This is a genomic window from Sulfitobacter sp. 1A13496, assembly GCF_043557225.1.
In the GTDB taxonomy this organism is placed as follows: domain Bacteria; phylum Pseudomonadota; class Alphaproteobacteria; order Rhodobacterales; family Rhodobacteraceae; genus Sulfitobacter; species Sulfitobacter faviae.
This window is the reverse complement of sequence record NZ_JBIFFP010000003.1, coordinates 41,385-57,937: the sequence shown is the minus strand read 5'-3', so window position 1 is coordinate 57,937 and position 16,553 is coordinate 41,385. Positions and strand designations below refer to the sequence as shown.

Sequence of the window (16,553 nt, the reverse complement as noted above, 5' to 3'; positions counted from 1 at the left end):
CCCCCCCCAAACCAAACGCCTCCAATAGAAACGCCACCCCGCCCTCTTCATCCTTTCCCAAATACCTCTGCACAACGTCCACCCCAGACGCCACGCCACCCTTCACCCCCGCGCATAATACCGCGCCACAACGAACAGCCCGCCCACCAACAAAAGCGGCAACAAGAATATCCGAAATACATGCACCCCGAGCACCGCCAAAAGCGCGCCGATCAACTCATCCGCGCGGCTCCAAAGGTTGCTGGCAAGCTGCCGATACTCCGTCAAACCCGGTTCTTCCTCACCCAAAGCCTCGCTGCCGCCGACGTGGGCGGTGATCTCCTCGATCACCTCCATGTTCCGCAAATAGACCCCTTCGGTAAGCTGTCCCGCCAGCGGCTCAGACACCACTAAGGCAAGCGGAAGCGCCAAGCCCAGAAACCCGCCATACCACGCCAACCGCCGGGGCAGCCCGGCATGACCGCGCTTGCTCAAAGCCCAAACCGCCAGCGCGACAGACAACAGCCCCAACCCGATCGCACTCACCGGACCAAGGGCCACGGCGATCACCCCCGTGGCCACCATGACACCGAAAACCAGCCCCGCGATCCGCTCCACCGTGTCGTCAATCGGCTCCAACACCTTCAGTGGCCGCGCCGAGCCGGAGGCGATGAAGGACAGCCCCACCTCGATCTCCTGCGCGGTGGAGAGAAAGGCGTTCAACGTGCGCAGCGTGACATAGGAGGCCGCCGCCGTGGTCGCCACATCCGCGGCATAGCCCTGCGCCGCGCCGACCACGGGATTGTCGCGCAGCAGCGCCGCCGTCAGCGCCAATACGCAAAAGAGTGCAAGCAGCCCGCGCCGGATCAACCGTCCGCCCGGATGCGCTCGTTCTTCGGATCATAGGGGCTGTCTTCGACCACCTCGGCCTCCCACAGTTGATCAAGCATCTTTACCTTCAGCCTCGTGCCTACCACCGCATGCTCGGGTTTGACATAGCCCATGCCGATGCTCTTGCCGAAGGCCACGGAATAGCCCCCAGAGGTCAGCCGCCCGGTCCGGGTCTCGCCATTGTAAAGCACTTCACGGCCCCAAGGATCGGCATCCTCTGGCCCATCGATCAGCACGGTCACGCATTTCGCGCGGATGCCATGACCGACCATCGCTTGCTTCCCGTGAAACTCCTTGTCCAGGTCCACGAAGCGCGGCAAATCCGCTTCCAAAGGCGTCGCATCCCGGCCCAACTCATGCCCAAAAGCGCGATAGCTCTTTTCCTGCCTCAGCCAGTTCTGCGCCCGCGCGCCGACCAGCTTCATCCCATGCGGCTTGCCTGCCTTCTCCAACTGGTCGAACAGATGGTTCTGCATCTCGATCGGATGATGCAATTCCCAGCCAAGCTCCCCGGTATAGGCCACCCGGATCGCGCGGACCGGCACCATGCCCAATTCGATGTCGCGCATGGTAAGCCACGGGAACCGCTTGTTGCCCAACACCGTCTCCGGCGCCGCATCCCGCACCAAAGCGCCCAAAACATCCCGCGACTTCGGACCGGCAATCGCGAAGACACCCCACTGCGTGGTCACGTCATGGCACTCAATATAGCCGACCTCGGGCATCTTATCGGCAATCGCCTTGCGCAGATAATCGCTGTCATAGGCCGTCCACGCCCCCGCCGAGACAAGGTAATATTCGTCCTGCGCCAAACGCACGATGGTATATTCCGTCCGCGTCGTTCCCGCCCCGGTCAAGGCATAGGTCAGGTTGATCCGCCCCACCGAAGGCAGCTTGTTGCAGGTGAACCAATCCAGAAACGCCGTTGCCCCCGGGCCGCGGACCAGATGTTTGGTAAATGCCGTGGCATCGATCAGCCCGACACCCTCGCGGATCGCCCGCGCTTCCTCTACGGCATATTGCCACCAGCCCCCGCGCCGGAACGAGCGGCTGTCATGATCGCTGAACCCCTCCGGCGCAAAATAATTCGGCCGTTCCCAGCCATTCACCTGCCCGAATTGCGCCCCCCGCGCCGCCTGCCGCTCATAGGCAGGCGAGGTCCGCAGCGGACGGCACGCGGGCCGCTCCTCATCCGGATGGTGCAGAATATAAACGTGGTCGTAGGCTTCCTCGTTCTTGCGCGCGGCATATTCCGTGGTCATCCAATCGCCGTAGCGTTTGGGATCGAGGCTCGCCATATCGATCTCGGACTCGCCCTCCACCATCATCTGCGCCAGATAATAGCCGGTGCCGCCCGCCGCCGTGATCCCAAAGGAAAACCCTTCCGCCAGCCACATATTCCGCAGCCCCGGCGCTGGCCCCACCAAGGGGTTGCCATCGGGCGTGTAGCAAATCGGCCCGTTGAAATCATCCTTCAGCCCGCAATCCTCGGCCGAGGGGATGCGGTGGTTCATCGCCATATATTGCTCTTCGATCCGCTCAAGATCGAGCTGAAACAGATCGGCCCGGAAACTGTCCGGCACCCCATATTCAAACCGCGCCGGCGCGCCCTTCTCATAAACCCCAAGGATCCAGCCACCACGCTCTTCGCGCACATAGCTCTGCGCATCGGCATCGCGGATCACCGGATGCTCCCCGTTGCCCGCCGCGCGGTAATCGACCAAGGCCGGATCGCGGTCCATCACGATGAACTGATGTTCCACGGGAATCGCTGGCATCTTGATGCCCAGCATCCGCGCCGTGCGCTGCGCATGGTTGCCGCTCGCGGTCACCACATGTTCCGCCGTGATGACGATCTGCTCGTCCGACGGCACAAGGTTGCCGCCCTTCTCGACCATCTTGGTGCAGGTCACCTCCCAATGCGTCCCATTCCAATGGAACCCATCCGCCTGCCACTTGCGCTCGATCGCCACACCACGCTGCCGCGCCCCCTTGGCCATCGCCATGGTCACATCGGCGGGGTTAATATAGCCATCGGTCTGGTGATAAAGCGCCCCCTTCAAATCCGATGTCTCGATCAGGGGCCACTTCGCCTTGATCTCATCGGGGGTTAACCATTGATAGGGCACGCCGCAGGTCTCGGCGGTAGAGGCATAGAGCATATACTCATCCATCCGCGCATCCGTCTGGGCCATGCGCAGATTGCCCACCACGGCAAAGCCCGCGTTCAACCCCGTCTCCGCCTCCAGCGTCTTATAAAACTCGACCGAATACTGATGAATATGGGTCGTCGCATAAGACATGTTGAACAAGGGCAAAAGCCCCGCCGCATGCCAAGTCGAGCCAGAGGTCAACTCGTCCCGCTCCAAGAGCATCACATCATCCCAACCGGCCTTCGCCAGATGATAGGCGATCGACGTGCCAACGGCGCCGCCCCCGACAACCAATGCTTTGACTTGCGTTTTCATCTGCCAATCCCCCTGCGCTAGGCCCACTCCCGTTGTACGCAGCAGCACCACGCCCCGCAGGCAGCAGCCGACCCAACATCGCCAAAAACCGACCTCACCCGCTCCCCCAAAGCGCCACCTTAGCCCCAGCGCGCCCCCTCACCTTCATCCTTTCTCAAATACCCTGCACCACCTCTCCTGCCGCACAACATCAAGGCAGAACACACCGCCCCCCCATCTTCATCCTTTCCCAAATACCCTGCACGACCCATCCCGCCGCACAACATCAGGGCAAAACACCCAATCTCACCCCGGCAAAATCTTCCCCGGGTTCAAAATATTCTGCGGATCCAGCGCCGCCTTTAGGGTCGCCATCACATCCACCGCAGCCCCCAATTCCTTGCGCAGATAGGGCCGCTTGCCCTGCCCGATCCCATGTTCGCCGGTGCAGGTCCCATCCATCGAAATCGCCAGTTCCGCCAACCAGCTGACGAAAGCCTCGCCGCGCGCGACTTCTTCGGGGTCGTCCATGTCGATCAACAAGGACGCATGGAAATTCCCGTCCCCTGCATGGCCCACGATGGGGGCGATCAACTGCAACTCTTCCGCCCGCGCTTGGGCCGCCACCACGGCATCGGCGAGGCGCGAGATCGGCACGCAGACATCCGTGGCCACCGCCTTGCAGCCCGGTCTCAGCGCCAGCACCGCCCAATAGCCGTCATGACGGGCCTGCCATAGCTTGCTGCGCTCTTCGGGGGTCGTCGTCGCCGCATAGCCGCTGCCGCCGAACTCTTCCGAGAGCATGCCAAAGGTCTCGGCCTGTTCCACCACGCCCGCCTCGGAGCCGTGGAATTCCAGCAGCAAAAGCGGCGTTTCGGGCAGGGTCAGCTTGGAATAGGCGTTCACGGCCTTGACCACATCGGCGTCCAGAAGCTCGATCCGCGCCACCGGCAGGCCGTATTGGATGACCGCCATCACGGTCTCGCAGGCGGCCTGTACCGTCGGGAAGGAACAGCGGGCCGAGGACATCGCCTCGGGGATGCCTTGCAGGCGCAGGGTGATCTCGGTGATGATCCCCAGCGTCCCTTCCGAGCCCACAAAAAGCCGCGTCAGATCATAGCCCGCCGAAGATTTCCGCGCCCGCCCGCCGGTGCGGATCACCCGGCCATCGGCCAGAACCACCTCAAGGCTCAGGACGTTGTCCTTCATCGTGCCATAGCGCACCGCATTGGTGCCGCTGGCCCGCGTCGCGGTCATCCCCCCGAGCGACGCATTCGCGCCGGGGTCGATCGGAAAGAACAGCCCCTGATCGCGCAGATGGGTGTTGAGCGCTTCGCGGGTCACGCCGGGCTGCACCCGGCAATCCAGATCGCCCGCATTGACCTCAAGCACGCGGTCCATCTGCATGACATCGATGCAAATCCCGCCCGCCGGGGCGTTCACATGCCCTTCGAGAGAGGTGCCCGTGCCGAAGGGGATCACCGGCACCCGATGGGCGGCGCAGATACGCACCGCCTGCGCCACCTCTTCGGTCGATCGCGCCATGACCACCGCGTCGGGCGCCTGCGTGTCGATCCATGTGGTGGTGTGGCCGTGCTGTTCGCGAATGGCTTGGCCGGTCAGCAGATTGTCCCCAAAGGCTTGTTGCAACTCGTCCAGCGCGGCGGTGATCCCCACCTCATTTCGCGGCAAATCTGCGATTTTCGTCACGTTTTATCTCCCAATAGCATCCACACGCCGCAAAATCTTGCGGGCGGCATCTTTGTAAATTAATCACCCGAAAGGCCCGCGTTGCCGCAGCCGTTCGTGGGTCAGAGCATGGAGGGCACAACCTGATCCGGCGGGCGGTGGCCGTCATCGAAGGTCTTGATGTTGATCAGGACTTTCTCGCCCATCTCGATCCGCCCTTCCAGCGTGGCAGAGCCCATATGCGGCAGCAGCACGACGTTCTTTAGCTCGCGCAAGCGCGGATTGATCTCGCGACCATGTTCATAGACGTCCAGCCCCGCGCCCTTGATATCGCCCGAGCGCAGCATCCGCGTCAGCGCGTTCTCGTCGATCACCTCCCCGCGGGAGGTGTTCACGATCACCGCGTCGGGCTTCATCAGGCCCAAACGGCGGGCGTTCATCAGATGGAAGGTGCTGGGGGTATGGGGGCAGTTGATGCTGATCACGTCCATCCGGCTGACCATCTGATCAAGGCTCTCCCAATAGGTGGCCTCTAGCTCGCCCTCGATCTCTTCGCGCAGGCGTTTGCGGTTGTGGTAATGCACCTGCATGCCAAAGGCCCGCGCCCGGCGCGCCACGGCTTGACCGATGCGGCCCATGCCCAAAATGCCCAGACGGCGACCGCCAACGCGCCCGCCCAAGAGCGCCGTGGGCGCCCAGCCGTCCCAATTGCCCGATTGCATCACCGCCATGCCCTCGGGCATGCGGCGGGTCACGGCAAGGATCAGCGCCATGGTCATATCGGCAGTATCGTCGGTCAGCACGCCGGGGGTGTTCGACACCAGCACGCCGCGCTGGCGCGCGGTGGCCACATCAATGTGATCGACCCCGGCCCCGTAGTTGGCGATCAGCTTGAGCCGTTCGCCCGCTTGGGTGATTAGCGGCGCGTCGATCTCATCGGTGATGGTGGGCACCAGCACATCGGCCTGACGCATCGCCGCGCCCAATTCCTCGCGGGTCATCGGCCTGTCATCTTCGCGCAGGGTCACGTCAAACAGCTCTGACAGCCGTGTTTCCACGGCCTCTGGCAACCGTCGCGTCACTACAACACTCAACCGCTTCTTTGACATGCCTGCTCTCCCGGTCTTGGCGTCGCCTCGTTTCGCGGGCATGGTGTCTCATGCAGCGACGAGGCACAAGAACTCGCGCCGGAAAAAGAGCAACAATAACCCGCAGATTTGCACAGCACCGACCCACAGCAGTGAACCGCATAGCAGGCAATTCCATGATAACCGCTTTCTTTCGCAGCGCCCTGATGGTGGGCGCGCTGCTTTTGGCACAGCCGACCTCCGGCTTTGCAGAAGAGGCGCGTGGTCAGGTCACGAACCTGCCCCTGCCCCGTTTCGTTTCGATGAAAGCCTCCGAAGGCAACGTGCGCCGCGGCCCGTCGCTATCGCACCGGATCGACTGGGTCTACAAACGCCGCGACCTGCCACTGAGGATCACCGCCGAACATGGCCACTGGCGCCGGGTCGAAGACCGCGACGGTATGGGCGGCTGGGTCCACTACTCGCTTTTGTCCGGCACCCGCACGGTGCTGGTCGAACAGGACATGCTGCAACTGCGCATCAATCCCGACCCCAAAGCCGCCGTGGTGGCACGGTTGGAACTCGGCGTGGTGGCCCGTCTGGGCGAATGCACGCTGGAATGGTGCGAGCTGCGCTCGGGCGGCTTTACAGGCTGGGCGCCTAAGGTGCGGCTCTGGGGTGTTGGCCCCAAGGAGCTGCGCGAGTAACGCCCGCCCTCGCCACCGCAATTGCATGATCCCGGCGCATGCGCCACTCTGCCCGCGAAATTCAAGCCGGAGAGAGCGCCATGCAAGCCATCACCTATGACCAATTCGGAGCCGCAGCCGACGTGCTGCGCCTGTCGGAGGTCGACAGCCCCGCCCCGCAAGCCGGAGAGGTCTGCGTCGCGCTCAGCCATTCGGGCGTGAACCCGTCGGACGTGAAGGCCCGCGCAGGCACCCGCCCCGGCGTCAGCAAACCGCCCTTCCCGCAGGTCATCCCCCATAGCGACGGCGCGGGAGAGATCGTCGCCGTGGGCGCGGGCGTTGATGCGAGCCGCGTGGGCCAGAAGGTCTGGATCTGGAACGGCCAGTGGCAACGCGGCTTTGGCACGGCGGCCCAGCAGATCACCCTGCCCGCGCATCAAGCCGTGCCCCTGCCCGATGGCGTCTCGTCCGAGGTCGGCGCGCAGCTTGGCATTCCGGGGCTGACCGCCTGCCACGCCGTCTTTGGCGGCGGCGGGGTGGCCGGGGAAACCGTGCTGATCCAAGGCGGGGCAGGCACGGTGGGCTATCTTGCCGTGCAACTGGCCAAATGGGGCGGGGCCAAGGTGATCGCCACCTGTAGCCCCCGCGACAACGATCTGCTGCGCGATGCAGGCGCCGATGCCGTGTTCAACTACGCCGACCCCGATCTCGCCGCCGCCGTGCTCGATGCCAATGGCGGCAAGCCGGTCGACACCATCGTCGAGACGGAGTTCGGCCTGAACATCACCACCGACACCGAGGTCATCGCGCCCAATGGCCGCATCGCCGCCTATGGCTCGGCGGCGGAAATGTCGCCGGTGCTGCCCTTCTATCCGCTGCTGTTCAAAGCGGTCACCATCGACATCATCTTGATCTACCTGCTGCCCGCAGGCCCGCGCGAACAGGCAATCAACCGGTTGCACCACGCGTTGGAGGACGGCGCCCTGCGCTGCCCCGTCGACACGGTCCTGCCGCTTTCTGAGGCCGCCCGCGCCCATGAGTTGGTCGAGGCCGGACAGCGCAGCGGGGCGGTGCTGCTCGATTGTCAGGGGTAACGCGCTAATTGGCCAAGCCACCGCCCCCCTCGCCCGGGGGCGGTGGCCCATCCCGCTGACGGAGTTCCCCCATGCGCCTCACCGCCGCCCTGCCCCGCCTGTTCCTCTGCCTGCTGCTGAGCTGCGCGCTGCCCCTCACCCCGGCCTTTGCGCAGACCAGCGACCAGCCCGAGGGCACCATCGCCGTCGAAGGCGACGCCACGGAGGACGCCGCCATCGCCAAGCGCATCCGCGCCATCCTGCGCGAGCTTGAGGGGTTCGAGAAGGTCCGCGTCTCTGTCGCCTCCGGCATCGTCACGCTGACCGGCACCACGCTCGACACCGCCAGCGCCGCGCGGCTGAACGATTTGGCGGGCCGTGTCGAAGGGGTGGTGGCGATCCGCAACGAGGTGCGCGAAAGCACCGATGTGGCCGAGCGCCTTAACCCCGCCGTGGCGCGTTTTCGCGACCGGATGGCGCAGGCCGTGGCCTTCCTCCCGCTGGCCTTGGTGGCGCTTGGGGTCTTTGGCCTGATCGTCGTCGCCGGGCTGGCGCTGGCGCGGCTGCGCAACCCGTGGGATCGGCTCGCCCCCAACGCGTTCATCGCTGACATTTACCGCCAGATCATCCGGCTGGCCTTTGTCATCGCCGCACTGGTGGTGGCGCTGGATATCCTCGGCGCCACGGCGCTGCTCTCGGGCATCCTTGGCGCGGCGGGGATCGTCGGCCTCGCCATCGGTTTCGCGGTGCGCGACACGGTCGAGAATTTCATCGCCTCTATTATGCTGTCGATCCGCCAGCCCTTTCGCCCTAACGACACGGTCGAGATCGACGGCGACACCGGCAAGGTGATCCGCCTGACGAGCCGTGCCACGATCCTGCTGACCTTTGACGGCAACCACCTGCGCATCCCCAATGCCACCGTTTTTAAAAGCCGGATCACCAACTATTCACGCAACGCCGAGCGGCGGTTCACCTTCACCCTCTCGGTCGCCAGCGACGCCGATCTGGCCCGCGCCCGTGATTTGGCGCTGGAGGTGCTGAACGACCTACCCTTCGTTCTGTCCAGCCCCGAAGCCGCCGCTTGGGTGGACGAGGTCGCCGATCACTGGATCAACATGCAATTCGCCGGTTGGATCAACCAAGAAAGCACCGATCTTGTCGCCGCCCGCAGCGAAGCGATTCGCCTGACCCTCTCGGCCTTCGATGCGGCGGGCCTCACTGCGGGGCCACCGGCCTATCAGCTGCTCTCTCAAAGCGAATCCCCCTCCGACGCGCCCGTCGATTCGCCGCAAACGGCAGCCGCGCCCACGAATCCCGCCGCCGTTCAGCCCGTCGAGCCCCAAACCGAGCGGGAATTGACCCGCATCGTCGCGCAGGAACGTGCCGAATTGCCCAGCAAAGACCTGCTCTCTGTTGATGCAGCCGAAGAATAGGCTAATTTCTTTAAAACGGGTCTTGCACCCCGGGCCAGAGAACTTTAGTTAGCGCCCAGTGTTGGGATGTAGCCAAGTGGTAAGGCAACTGTTTTTGGTACAGTGTACCGTAGGTTCGAATCCTACCATCCCAGCCAACACTCTCCCCCGATAGCCCCCCCGCACAGCGCCTGGCCTACGACATCGCGTCGCAGATCAAAGCGCCCTATAGCCTTGCCGCGACAGCCGGGGTATCAGGGCGCATGTCCGCCGTTTCGCGCATATCCTCGCTTCGGGTCAGCCTGACCCTCTTGCTGCTGCTGGCCCTTGCCAGCTTGCCTTTCGCCCATCGGGCGACCGCGCAGGTGCAGCAGGATCCGGCGTTCATCGCCTTTATTCAAGCGGGCGGCACGTTGAGCGATCTTTGCGACGGACCGCTCGAAGGGCAGAACCATGCGGCATTGGATTGCGAAGCCTGCCGCATCGTCAACGCGCTGATCTTGCCCAGCCCGGCGGATGTCTTGCTGCCGCGCGCGGCGCTGCACTTTGCCACGCCCCGCCTGACCCGCGCCTTGGGCGCACCACGCAGTCCCGCCGGGGCGCCACCGCCTGTCCGGGGGCCTCCCTTCGTCTGAGCCACCACCTTTCTTGCACATCTCAGACAATGGAACATGACAATGAAATCTCTCTATACCGCAGCCTTGGCTGCCCTCCTCGCCCTGCCCGCCGCCGCGCATGAGTACACCGCAGGCGCTTTGACCGTCGATCACCCGATGGCCTATGAGACCCCGAAAACCGCCCGCGTGGGCGGCGGCTATCTGACGATCACCAATGGCGGCGACACCGCCGACCGTCTTGTCAGCATCAGCGCCGAGGGCTTTGACGAAGTCTCTCTGCATGAGACGACCACCGATGACATGGGCGTCGCGCGCATGTCCCATGTGGACGGCATCGACCTGCCCGCGGGCGAGACTGTCACCCTCAAACCCGGGGGGCTGCATGTGATGTTCATGGGCCTCGACGGTGACCCTTTTGAGGAAGGCGAGAAAATTCCTGCCACCCTGACCTTTGAAAAGGCCGGAACCTTGGATGTGACGTTCAATGTCGAAAGCCGCCGCGGGCATGACGCGGGCGGAATGGATCACTCCTCGCACGAGCATAAACACTAAGCCCCAGCCCATCGCAGGATGCGCCGCAAGGCGTTGACCGGCCCGCTTCAACACCTCTGCCTCTGGGCGGTGGTGTTGTTGTTTGGGGCGTTCTCGGCGCTCGCGCCCGGAACCATGCCAGAGCGCCAACAGGGCGCGCTGACCATGGTGCTGTGCACGGGCTACGGGGTGGAGACGGTGACCATCGGGCCGGATGGCGAACCGGTGCAGCCCGAGCACAAGCCCTGCGACTGGAACCAGCACTCCCTCGCTGCCCTACGCAGGGGGCTGGCGGTGCAGCCCTTGGCCGTCACCTTTCACCCGGCGCCACCGCTGCCCCCTGCCCTTGCCACAGGGCCCAAACCGCGCCGCGCCTCTGTCAAACGCGCAAGGGCGCCGCCACGGGTTCTCTGACCTCCAAACCACATATCAATTCAGTCAGAGGACCAAACACATGGTTTCCATCGATCCTGCAGGCGCGGCAGCCCTGCAAAACGACAACACGCAACGTGCGAACAGCTTTTACCGCGCCGCTTGGCGCTGGCATTTCTATGCCGGGGTCTATGTCATCCCCTTTTTCATAATGCTCGCCCTGACCGGGCTTGTGATGCTGTGGATTGCCTTCATCGGTGGGCGGGACGGAGAGCGGATTGCCGTCACGCCCCAAGACGCGCCCCTTGCCCTCTCCGATCAGGCCGCCGCCGCGCAGGCCAGCATCGAAGGTGGCACCCTTGTGCAATATGTCGCCCCCCGCGCCGATGATCTGGCCGCGATCTTTCGGGTGGACGCGCATGACGTAGCGACCATGGTCGCCGTCGATCCCTATACCGCCGAAGTGCTCGCCAGCTTCCCACGCCGCAGCGGCTGGTACGACATGGCCGACAACATCCACGGCAGCCTGCTGCTGGGTGTCACCGGCGACCGCATGATCGAGATCGCGGCCTCGCTTGGCATGGTGCTGATTGCGACGGGGCTCTACCTCTGGTGGCCGCGCGGCACTGGTTTGCGGGCGGCACTGCTTCCGCGATTGGGCCGTGGACGGGCGCTGTGGAAATCTCTGCACGGGGCGATCGGGCTTTGGGTGTCGGTGGTGCTGTTTTTCTTCCTGATCTCGGGCCTCTCTTGGGCCGGTATCTGGGGCGAAAAGATGGTGCAGGCATGGAGCCAGTTCCCGGCAGAGAAATGGGAGGCCCCGCTGTCGGATGACATCCACGCCAGCATGAACCACGGGCCCAAGGAGGTGCCTTGGGCGCTGGAGCAGACCCCGATGCCCGCCTCAGGCAGCGATGCCGGGGTGGCAGGATTGGCCGAAGGCACGCCCGCCACGCTTGACACCATCGACGCGCTGGCCCGGCAGATCGGCTTTGACGCGCGCTATCAGATGAACCTGCCCCGCGGCGAGGACGGTGTTTGGACGCTGAGTCGGGATTCGATGAACACCGATGCCGAAGACCCCACCAGCGACCGGACGGTGCATATCGACCGGCACACGGGCAAGATCCTCGCCGATGTGCGCTATGCGGATTATTCGCTGGCCGGGAAGGCGATGGCCGTGGGCATCGCGCTGCATATGGGCACTTTGGGTTGGCCGAGCGTTCTGGCCAATACGCTGTTTTGTCTCTCGGTGATCTTTCTCTGCGTCTCGGGCGTGGTGATGTGGTGGAAACGCCGCCCGGCAAATCCTGCCGGTTGGCTCTCTGCCCCGCCGGCGCCGCGCAATATGACGCTGTGGAAAGGCGCGGTTGTGGTCGGTCTGGTGGTGGCGCTGGCCTTTCCGATGGCGGGGGTCACCCTGCTGGCCGTGGGGCTGCTGGATTGGCTCCTGCTGCGCCGCGTGCCCGCGCTCAAGCGCATGGTCTCCTAAGATGCCGCCCGCCCCTTCGCGGGGGCGGGCACCCATCGGCGTTCAGGCCGTGTGCTGTTTGATCAGCTCTTTGTACAGCGCTTGGATGCGTTTGGTGACAGGCCGCTCGCCCGTGCCGATGGGTTTGCCGTCGATCTCGGCCACCGGGGTCTGCGCGCCAAAGGTGCCGGTAAGGAAAGCCTCATCCGCGCCATAAGCCTCGTAGAGCGAGAAGTTCTTTTCCTTCATCGGGATGCCATTCGCGTGGCAGAGGTCGATGACCTTCTGCCGCGTCACGCCGTTCATGCAGTAGTCGCCTGTGGAGGTCCAAACCTCACCCCGGCGCACGATGAAGAAGTTACAGGCATTGGTGGTGTTCACGAAACCATGCGGGTCGAGCATCAGCGCCTCATCCGCGCCCGCTTCCTCGGCCTGAAGACAGGCGATGATGCAGTTGAGCTTGGAATGGCTGTTGAGCTTCGGGTCTTGGCTGTGCGGCAGGCCGCGCACCTGCGGGACCGAGGCCAGACGGATGCCCTTGGACTGCAGCCGGTCGACGGGTTTGGAATGCTCCATGATGATCACCAGCGTCGGCCCGGTGGTGCTGAGCGACGGGTGCTGGAAGGGTTTGTCCTTGATCCCTCGGGTCAGCATCAGGCGGCAGTGCACGTCCTCATGCATGTCGTTGGCCTCCGCCGTTCGGCGCAGGGCGTCGGCGATGCCGGCCTTGTCCATCCCCGCATCGAGCGAGATCGCTTTGCAGGAGTTGAAGAAGCGGTCCATATGTTCGTCAAAGAACGCCCATGTCCCGTTGTAGAGGCGCATGCCCTCCCAGATGCCATCGCCCAACATGAAGCCCGCGTCATAGACCGAGACTTTGGCTTCGTCGCGGTGAACGATGTCGCCGTTGACGTAGATTTTGATGTCACGGTTGCGGGCGTCTTCGTCGGCGGCGTGGGTGGTGGTGTGTTCGGTCATGATGGGGTCCGTTGGTGAAGGTGTTTGCGGTATTCATACGCAAATGGTGAGCCGTTGCCACCCCGGCCCGGAATCAAGCCGCAGGCGCTGGGCTTTCAACGTTTTGACTACCACCCGGGCCCGGGATCAAGCCGCAGGCGCCGGGCCATCGCCTGCCCGCCCCGCGGGTAGGCGATTTGGTGGGGCTGGGCGTGACCTCGCAGGCCGCACATCACGGTTGAATCATAAAGTGGAACAAACTCACGTCAGATCGCCGACCCGCGGACAGGCGCCGGCCCTCCTCAAAAACCTCAGACCCGCCAAGTCAACACACGTCGCTCCACCACCGCCACAGCCGCCGACACCGCCACCCCCAGTAGCGACAAGATCACCACGCCCGCGAAAAGCCGCTCCAGATCATACAAGCTCCCCGCCTGCAGGATATACGCCCCAATCCCATATTCCGCGCCCAGCATCTCTGCCGCCACCAGCAGGATAATCGCGATGGTCAGCGAAATCCGCAGTCCCGAAAGGATCCCCGGCATCGCGCCGGGCACCACGATCTTGGACACGATCGACCACCAGCCGAGGCCGAAACTCTGCCCCATCCGGATCAGCACCCGGTCCACATTGTCGACCGCCGCATAGGTCGCCACCACCGTGGGCGTGAAGGTGCCAAAGGCGATCAACGCGTATTTGCTGGCCTCATCAATGCCGAACCAGATGACGAAAAGCGGCAACAGCGCGATCTTGGGGATCGGAAAAATCGCGGCCACCAGCGGCACCAACCCGGCGCGGACCAAAGAGAACAACCCGATCAACACGCCAATACCAATGCCCAATGAGGCACCGATCAGCGCGCCGACCGCCAAACGGGTCAGCGAGGGGCCGAGGTGTTTGAACAGCATCCCCGACTGATAAAGCTCTTGAAAGGTCAGCAAGACATCGCTGGGCCGCGGCAAGGTCAGGGGGGAGATGAAGCCGCTGCGCGTGCCCCATTCCGCCAGCAGGATCAGCACCACAAAAACCGCAAGCCCCACGCCGCGCCGCGTGCCGGGCTGGAAGCCACCGCCGCGAAAGGTGACCTCGCGGGCATTCACATCCGTCATTTCAGCCATCGATCAACTCCGCATCCGCCGCCGCGGCCTCATCACGCATCAAGCCCCAAAGGTGCTGCTGCTGCGCCTCCAAACCCGGATCGCCGTGGCGCCGCTCGGCCAGTGGCATGTCCAATTCTACCACCTCACGCAGTTCACCCGGACGGCGCGACAGGACGACGATCTTATGCCCCAGCCGCACGGCCTCGGCGAGGTTGTGGGTCACATAGACCGCCGTGAAAGGCTGCCGCGTCCAGAGCGCCACAAGGTCATCCATCAGCAATTCGCGGGTCTGGCTGTCAAGCGCGCTCAGCGGCTCATCCATCAGCATCACGGCGGGGTTCACCGCCAGTGCCCGGGCAATCGCCACCCGCTGTTTCATCCCGCCCGACAACTGTTTGGGCAGCGCATCGGCGAAATCGGTCAGCTTGGTCCGCGCCAAGACATCGGCGATGATCGCCTCGCGCCGCGCCTTGCCCAGCCCATGCCCCTCCAGCACCAGCGCCACATTGCCGCGCACGCTGCGCCAAGGCAGCAGGGCGAAGTCCTGAAAAATATAGGTCAGCGGGTTCAGACAGCCCTCCGGCGCATCGCCCATTTGCAACACCCGGCCTTCGCTGGGGCGTTCCAACCCGCCCAGCATCCGCAGCAAAGTGGATTTGCCACAGCCCGACGGGCCAACGATGCAGACGATCTGGCCGGAGGGAATGTCGAGCGTGATGTCACGCAAAACTTGGGTATCGCCATAATAATGGCTGACGGAGGAAAGCTTGAGATCCATGCCGCCCTTTTTCAGCAAAAACGCCTCGCGCGCAATGTGCGATCCGCAAGCGGGCGCGACCGCCCTGCCCCGCGGGGTCGGTTAGGAGGGCGGCTCCCCCTTGCCGCGCAGCCCGTCCACCGCGATCCCGGCGGTGAACCCGTGCACCAAGGTCGACAGAAGGATGGCAAAGCCCACCATGGCCCAAAGCGGCTCTTCGTCCAGAAACTCAACCTTCCCCGCCGCATAGGCGAGGTAATAGATCGACCCGATCCCCCGTATGCCATAGAGCGCGATAACCCAGCGGGGGCGCGTCTCAAGCGGCGTGCCCATAAGCGACAGCCACCCCGCCAAGGGGCGCACGACAAAGATCAGCGCCAGCACGATCACCGCGCCTGCAAGGGTCAGATCGCTCAGCAAGGCAGGCATCACCGCGCCAATCGCCACCAGCAAAAGCGCCGTCAGCGCATGTTCAACAGCGGCGGTGAAGTCATGCAAACGGCGGTGGAATGCATGATCCGCCTCGACCCGCCGGATCACCAGACCGGCCATTGCCACGGCGATAAAGCCATAGCCCTCGGCCAATTCGGTGGTGCCATAGCACAACAGCACCCCCGCCAAGGCCACCACGCCCGAGGAGGTTTCGGCCAGTACTGCATTGCGCGGCACCGCGAAGAGAACCTGCCCCAAGGCCCAGCCCCCCGCAGCCCCCATGGCGGCCCCCACGGCGATGCGCCAAAAGACGTCCCGCGCCAGCCATTCCACGCCCCAAGACGCCGGGGCCAACCCCTCGGCGGCGACCAGAATGCCGAGGTAGACGAAAGGAAAGGCCAAGCCGTCATTGAGTGCCGCCTCGGTCGTCAGCGCGAAACGCACCGGATGCTCGCCCCCTTCATGCGGCGGGCCGACCTGCACATCAGCGGCCAGAACCGGATCAGTGGGCGCCATCACCGCGCCCAAGAGGATCGCGCCCGCCGCGGTCATCCCCGCAAAGGCCCAGCCCATCATGGCGACCGACAGGATCGTCAACGGCATGGTCAGCGCCAGCAACCGCGCCGTCGGCCCCCAGCGGGACCAATCCGAAAGCCGGTCGATCCTTAGCCCCGTCGCGAAAAGCGCGACGATCACGCAAAGCTCCGAGACGACTTCCCATGGGAAGGGCATCGCGCGGGGGTCGGGGAATGTCGGCATGCCGGGGACAAGGGCGAAAACCCCCATGCCGAGCAGGATCAACAACCCCGAGGCCGCAGGCTCACGACGGCTGAAAAAGCGGGGCAGCCAATGGGCAAGGATGACCACCGCCCCCACAGCCCCCAATGCGAAATGATAGCCGTTCAGGGCGAAAAAACTGCCGTCGCTCACTGCCGATTCCCGTTTTCTGCTCAGGGGCTTGGCCCCGTCTCAGCATCATAGGTATCGTGGCGCGGCGGCATTGCCAGTCATGCGGTGCCGAAATCCCCTAGCGGGCCGGAAGCAAAAGGCGCGCCCGTGGGGAGCGCGC

Annotated in this window: 15 protein-coding genes and 1 tRNA gene; 8 read left to right on the top strand and 8 right to left on the bottom strand. The window is 64.2% G+C overall.

The window, feature by feature from the left end; genetic code table 11:
* Window positions 1-102 precede the first annotated feature (102 nt).
* The 4 genes from ACGYLX_RS08985 to ACGYLX_RS08970 all read right to left on the bottom strand — a co-directional run bounded on the left by ACGYLX_RS08985 (window position 103) and on the right by ACGYLX_RS08970 (window position 6,115).
* Complete coding sequence (locus ACGYLX_RS08985) at window positions 103-849, bottom strand: hypothetical protein (protein WP_394448796.1); 747 nt, start codon at window positions 847-849, stop codon at window positions 103-105.
* Window positions 846-3,338 carry an FAD-dependent oxidoreductase gene (locus ACGYLX_RS08980; RefSeq protein WP_394448793.1) on the bottom strand — a complete coding sequence of 831 codons (2,493 nt, stop codon included), beginning with the start codon at window positions 3,336-3,338 and terminating at the stop codon, window positions 846-848. Before ACGYLX_RS08980 ends, ACGYLX_RS08985 begins: the two co-directional genes overlap by 4 nt.
* A gap of 285 nt (window positions 3,339-3,623) precedes the next feature.
* Window positions 3,624-5,027 carry an FAD-binding oxidoreductase gene (locus ACGYLX_RS08975; RefSeq protein WP_394448790.1) on the bottom strand — a complete coding sequence of 468 codons (1,404 nt, stop codon included), beginning with the start codon at window positions 5,025-5,027 and terminating at the stop codon, window positions 3,624-3,626.
* A 101-nt stretch (window positions 5,028-5,128) separates the two neighbouring features.
* A complete protein-coding gene (locus ACGYLX_RS08970; protein ID WP_067262987.1) occupies window positions 5,129-6,115 on the bottom strand; it encodes a D-glycerate dehydrogenase in 987 nt (328 codons plus the stop codon).
* 155 nt (window positions 6,116-6,270) lie between these two features.
* Between ACGYLX_RS08970 and ACGYLX_RS08965 the strand changes: the two genes are divergently transcribed.
* The 8 genes from ACGYLX_RS08965 to ACGYLX_RS08930 all read left to right on the top strand — a co-directional run bounded on the left by ACGYLX_RS08965 (window position 6,271) and on the right by ACGYLX_RS08930 (window position 12,259).
* Window positions 6,271-6,780 carry an SH3 domain-containing protein gene (locus tag ACGYLX_RS08965; RefSeq protein ID WP_394402513.1) on the top strand — a complete coding sequence of 170 codons (510 nt, stop codon included), beginning with the start codon at window positions 6,271-6,273 and terminating at the stop codon, window positions 6,778-6,780.
* An 80-nt stretch (window positions 6,781-6,860) separates the two neighbouring features.
* Complete coding sequence (locus tag ACGYLX_RS08960; protein ID WP_276154107.1) at window positions 6,861-7,853, top strand: NADPH:quinone reductase; 993 nt, start codon at window positions 6,861-6,863, stop codon at window positions 7,851-7,853.
* Between the two features lie 71 nt (window positions 7,854-7,924).
* Entirely contained in the window at window positions 7,925-9,268 is a 1,344-nt protein-coding gene (locus ACGYLX_RS08955; protein WP_394448787.1) for a mechanosensitive ion channel domain-containing protein, read from the top strand.
* A gap of 62 nt (window positions 9,269-9,330) precedes the next feature.
* A tRNA-Gln gene (locus ACGYLX_RS08950) sits at window positions 9,331-9,405 on the top strand.
* A gap of 105 nt (window positions 9,406-9,510) precedes the next feature.
* Entirely contained in the window at window positions 9,511-9,882 is a 372-nt protein-coding gene (locus ACGYLX_RS08945) for a polyketide synthase (protein WP_394448784.1), read from the top strand.
* 42 nt (window positions 9,883-9,924) lie between these two features.
* Window positions 9,925-10,416: a copper chaperone PCu(A)C gene (locus ACGYLX_RS08940; protein ID WP_394418995.1), complete on the top strand. Its 492-nt coding sequence runs from the start codon at window positions 9,925-9,927 to the stop codon at window positions 10,414-10,416.
* 33 nt (window positions 10,417-10,449) lie between these two features.
* Entirely contained in the window at window positions 10,450-10,809 is a 360-nt protein-coding gene (locus ACGYLX_RS08935; RefSeq protein WP_394448781.1) for a hypothetical protein, read from the top strand.
* Between the two features lie 40 nt (window positions 10,810-10,849).
* Window positions 10,850-12,259: a PepSY-associated TM helix domain-containing protein gene (locus ACGYLX_RS08930; RefSeq protein WP_394448778.1), complete on the top strand. Its 1,410-nt coding sequence runs from the start codon at window positions 10,850-10,852 to the stop codon at window positions 12,257-12,259.
* A 42-nt stretch (window positions 12,260-12,301) separates the two neighbouring features.
* Here ACGYLX_RS08930 and ACGYLX_RS08925 read toward each other — a convergent pair whose 3' ends face one another.
* From ACGYLX_RS08925 to ACGYLX_RS08910, 4 genes are all read right to left on the bottom strand, one after another.
* Window positions 12,302-13,216 (bottom strand): D-amino acid aminotransferase, encoded by a 915-nt coding sequence (locus ACGYLX_RS08925; protein ID WP_394448775.1) that lies wholly within the window; start codon window positions 13,214-13,216, stop codon window positions 12,302-12,304.
* Window positions 13,217-13,506: 290 nt separating this feature from the next.
* A complete protein-coding gene (locus tag ACGYLX_RS08920) occupies window positions 13,507-14,313 on the bottom strand; it encodes an ABC transporter permease (protein WP_394448772.1) in 807 nt (268 codons plus the stop codon).
* Window positions 14,306-15,073, bottom strand: a complete 768-nt coding sequence (locus ACGYLX_RS08915) for an ABC transporter ATP-binding protein (RefSeq protein ID WP_394443613.1) — start codon at window positions 15,071-15,073, stop codon at window positions 14,306-14,308. The genes ACGYLX_RS08920 and ACGYLX_RS08915 overlap by 8 nt, the downstream gene beginning before the upstream one ends.
* 81 nt (window positions 15,074-15,154) lie before the next feature.
* Window positions 15,155-16,414, bottom strand: coding sequence for a cation:proton antiporter (locus ACGYLX_RS08910; protein WP_394448768.1), 1,260 nt, complete (start codon window positions 16,412-16,414; stop codon window positions 15,155-15,157).
* Window positions 16,415-16,553: the final 139 nt, after the last annotated feature.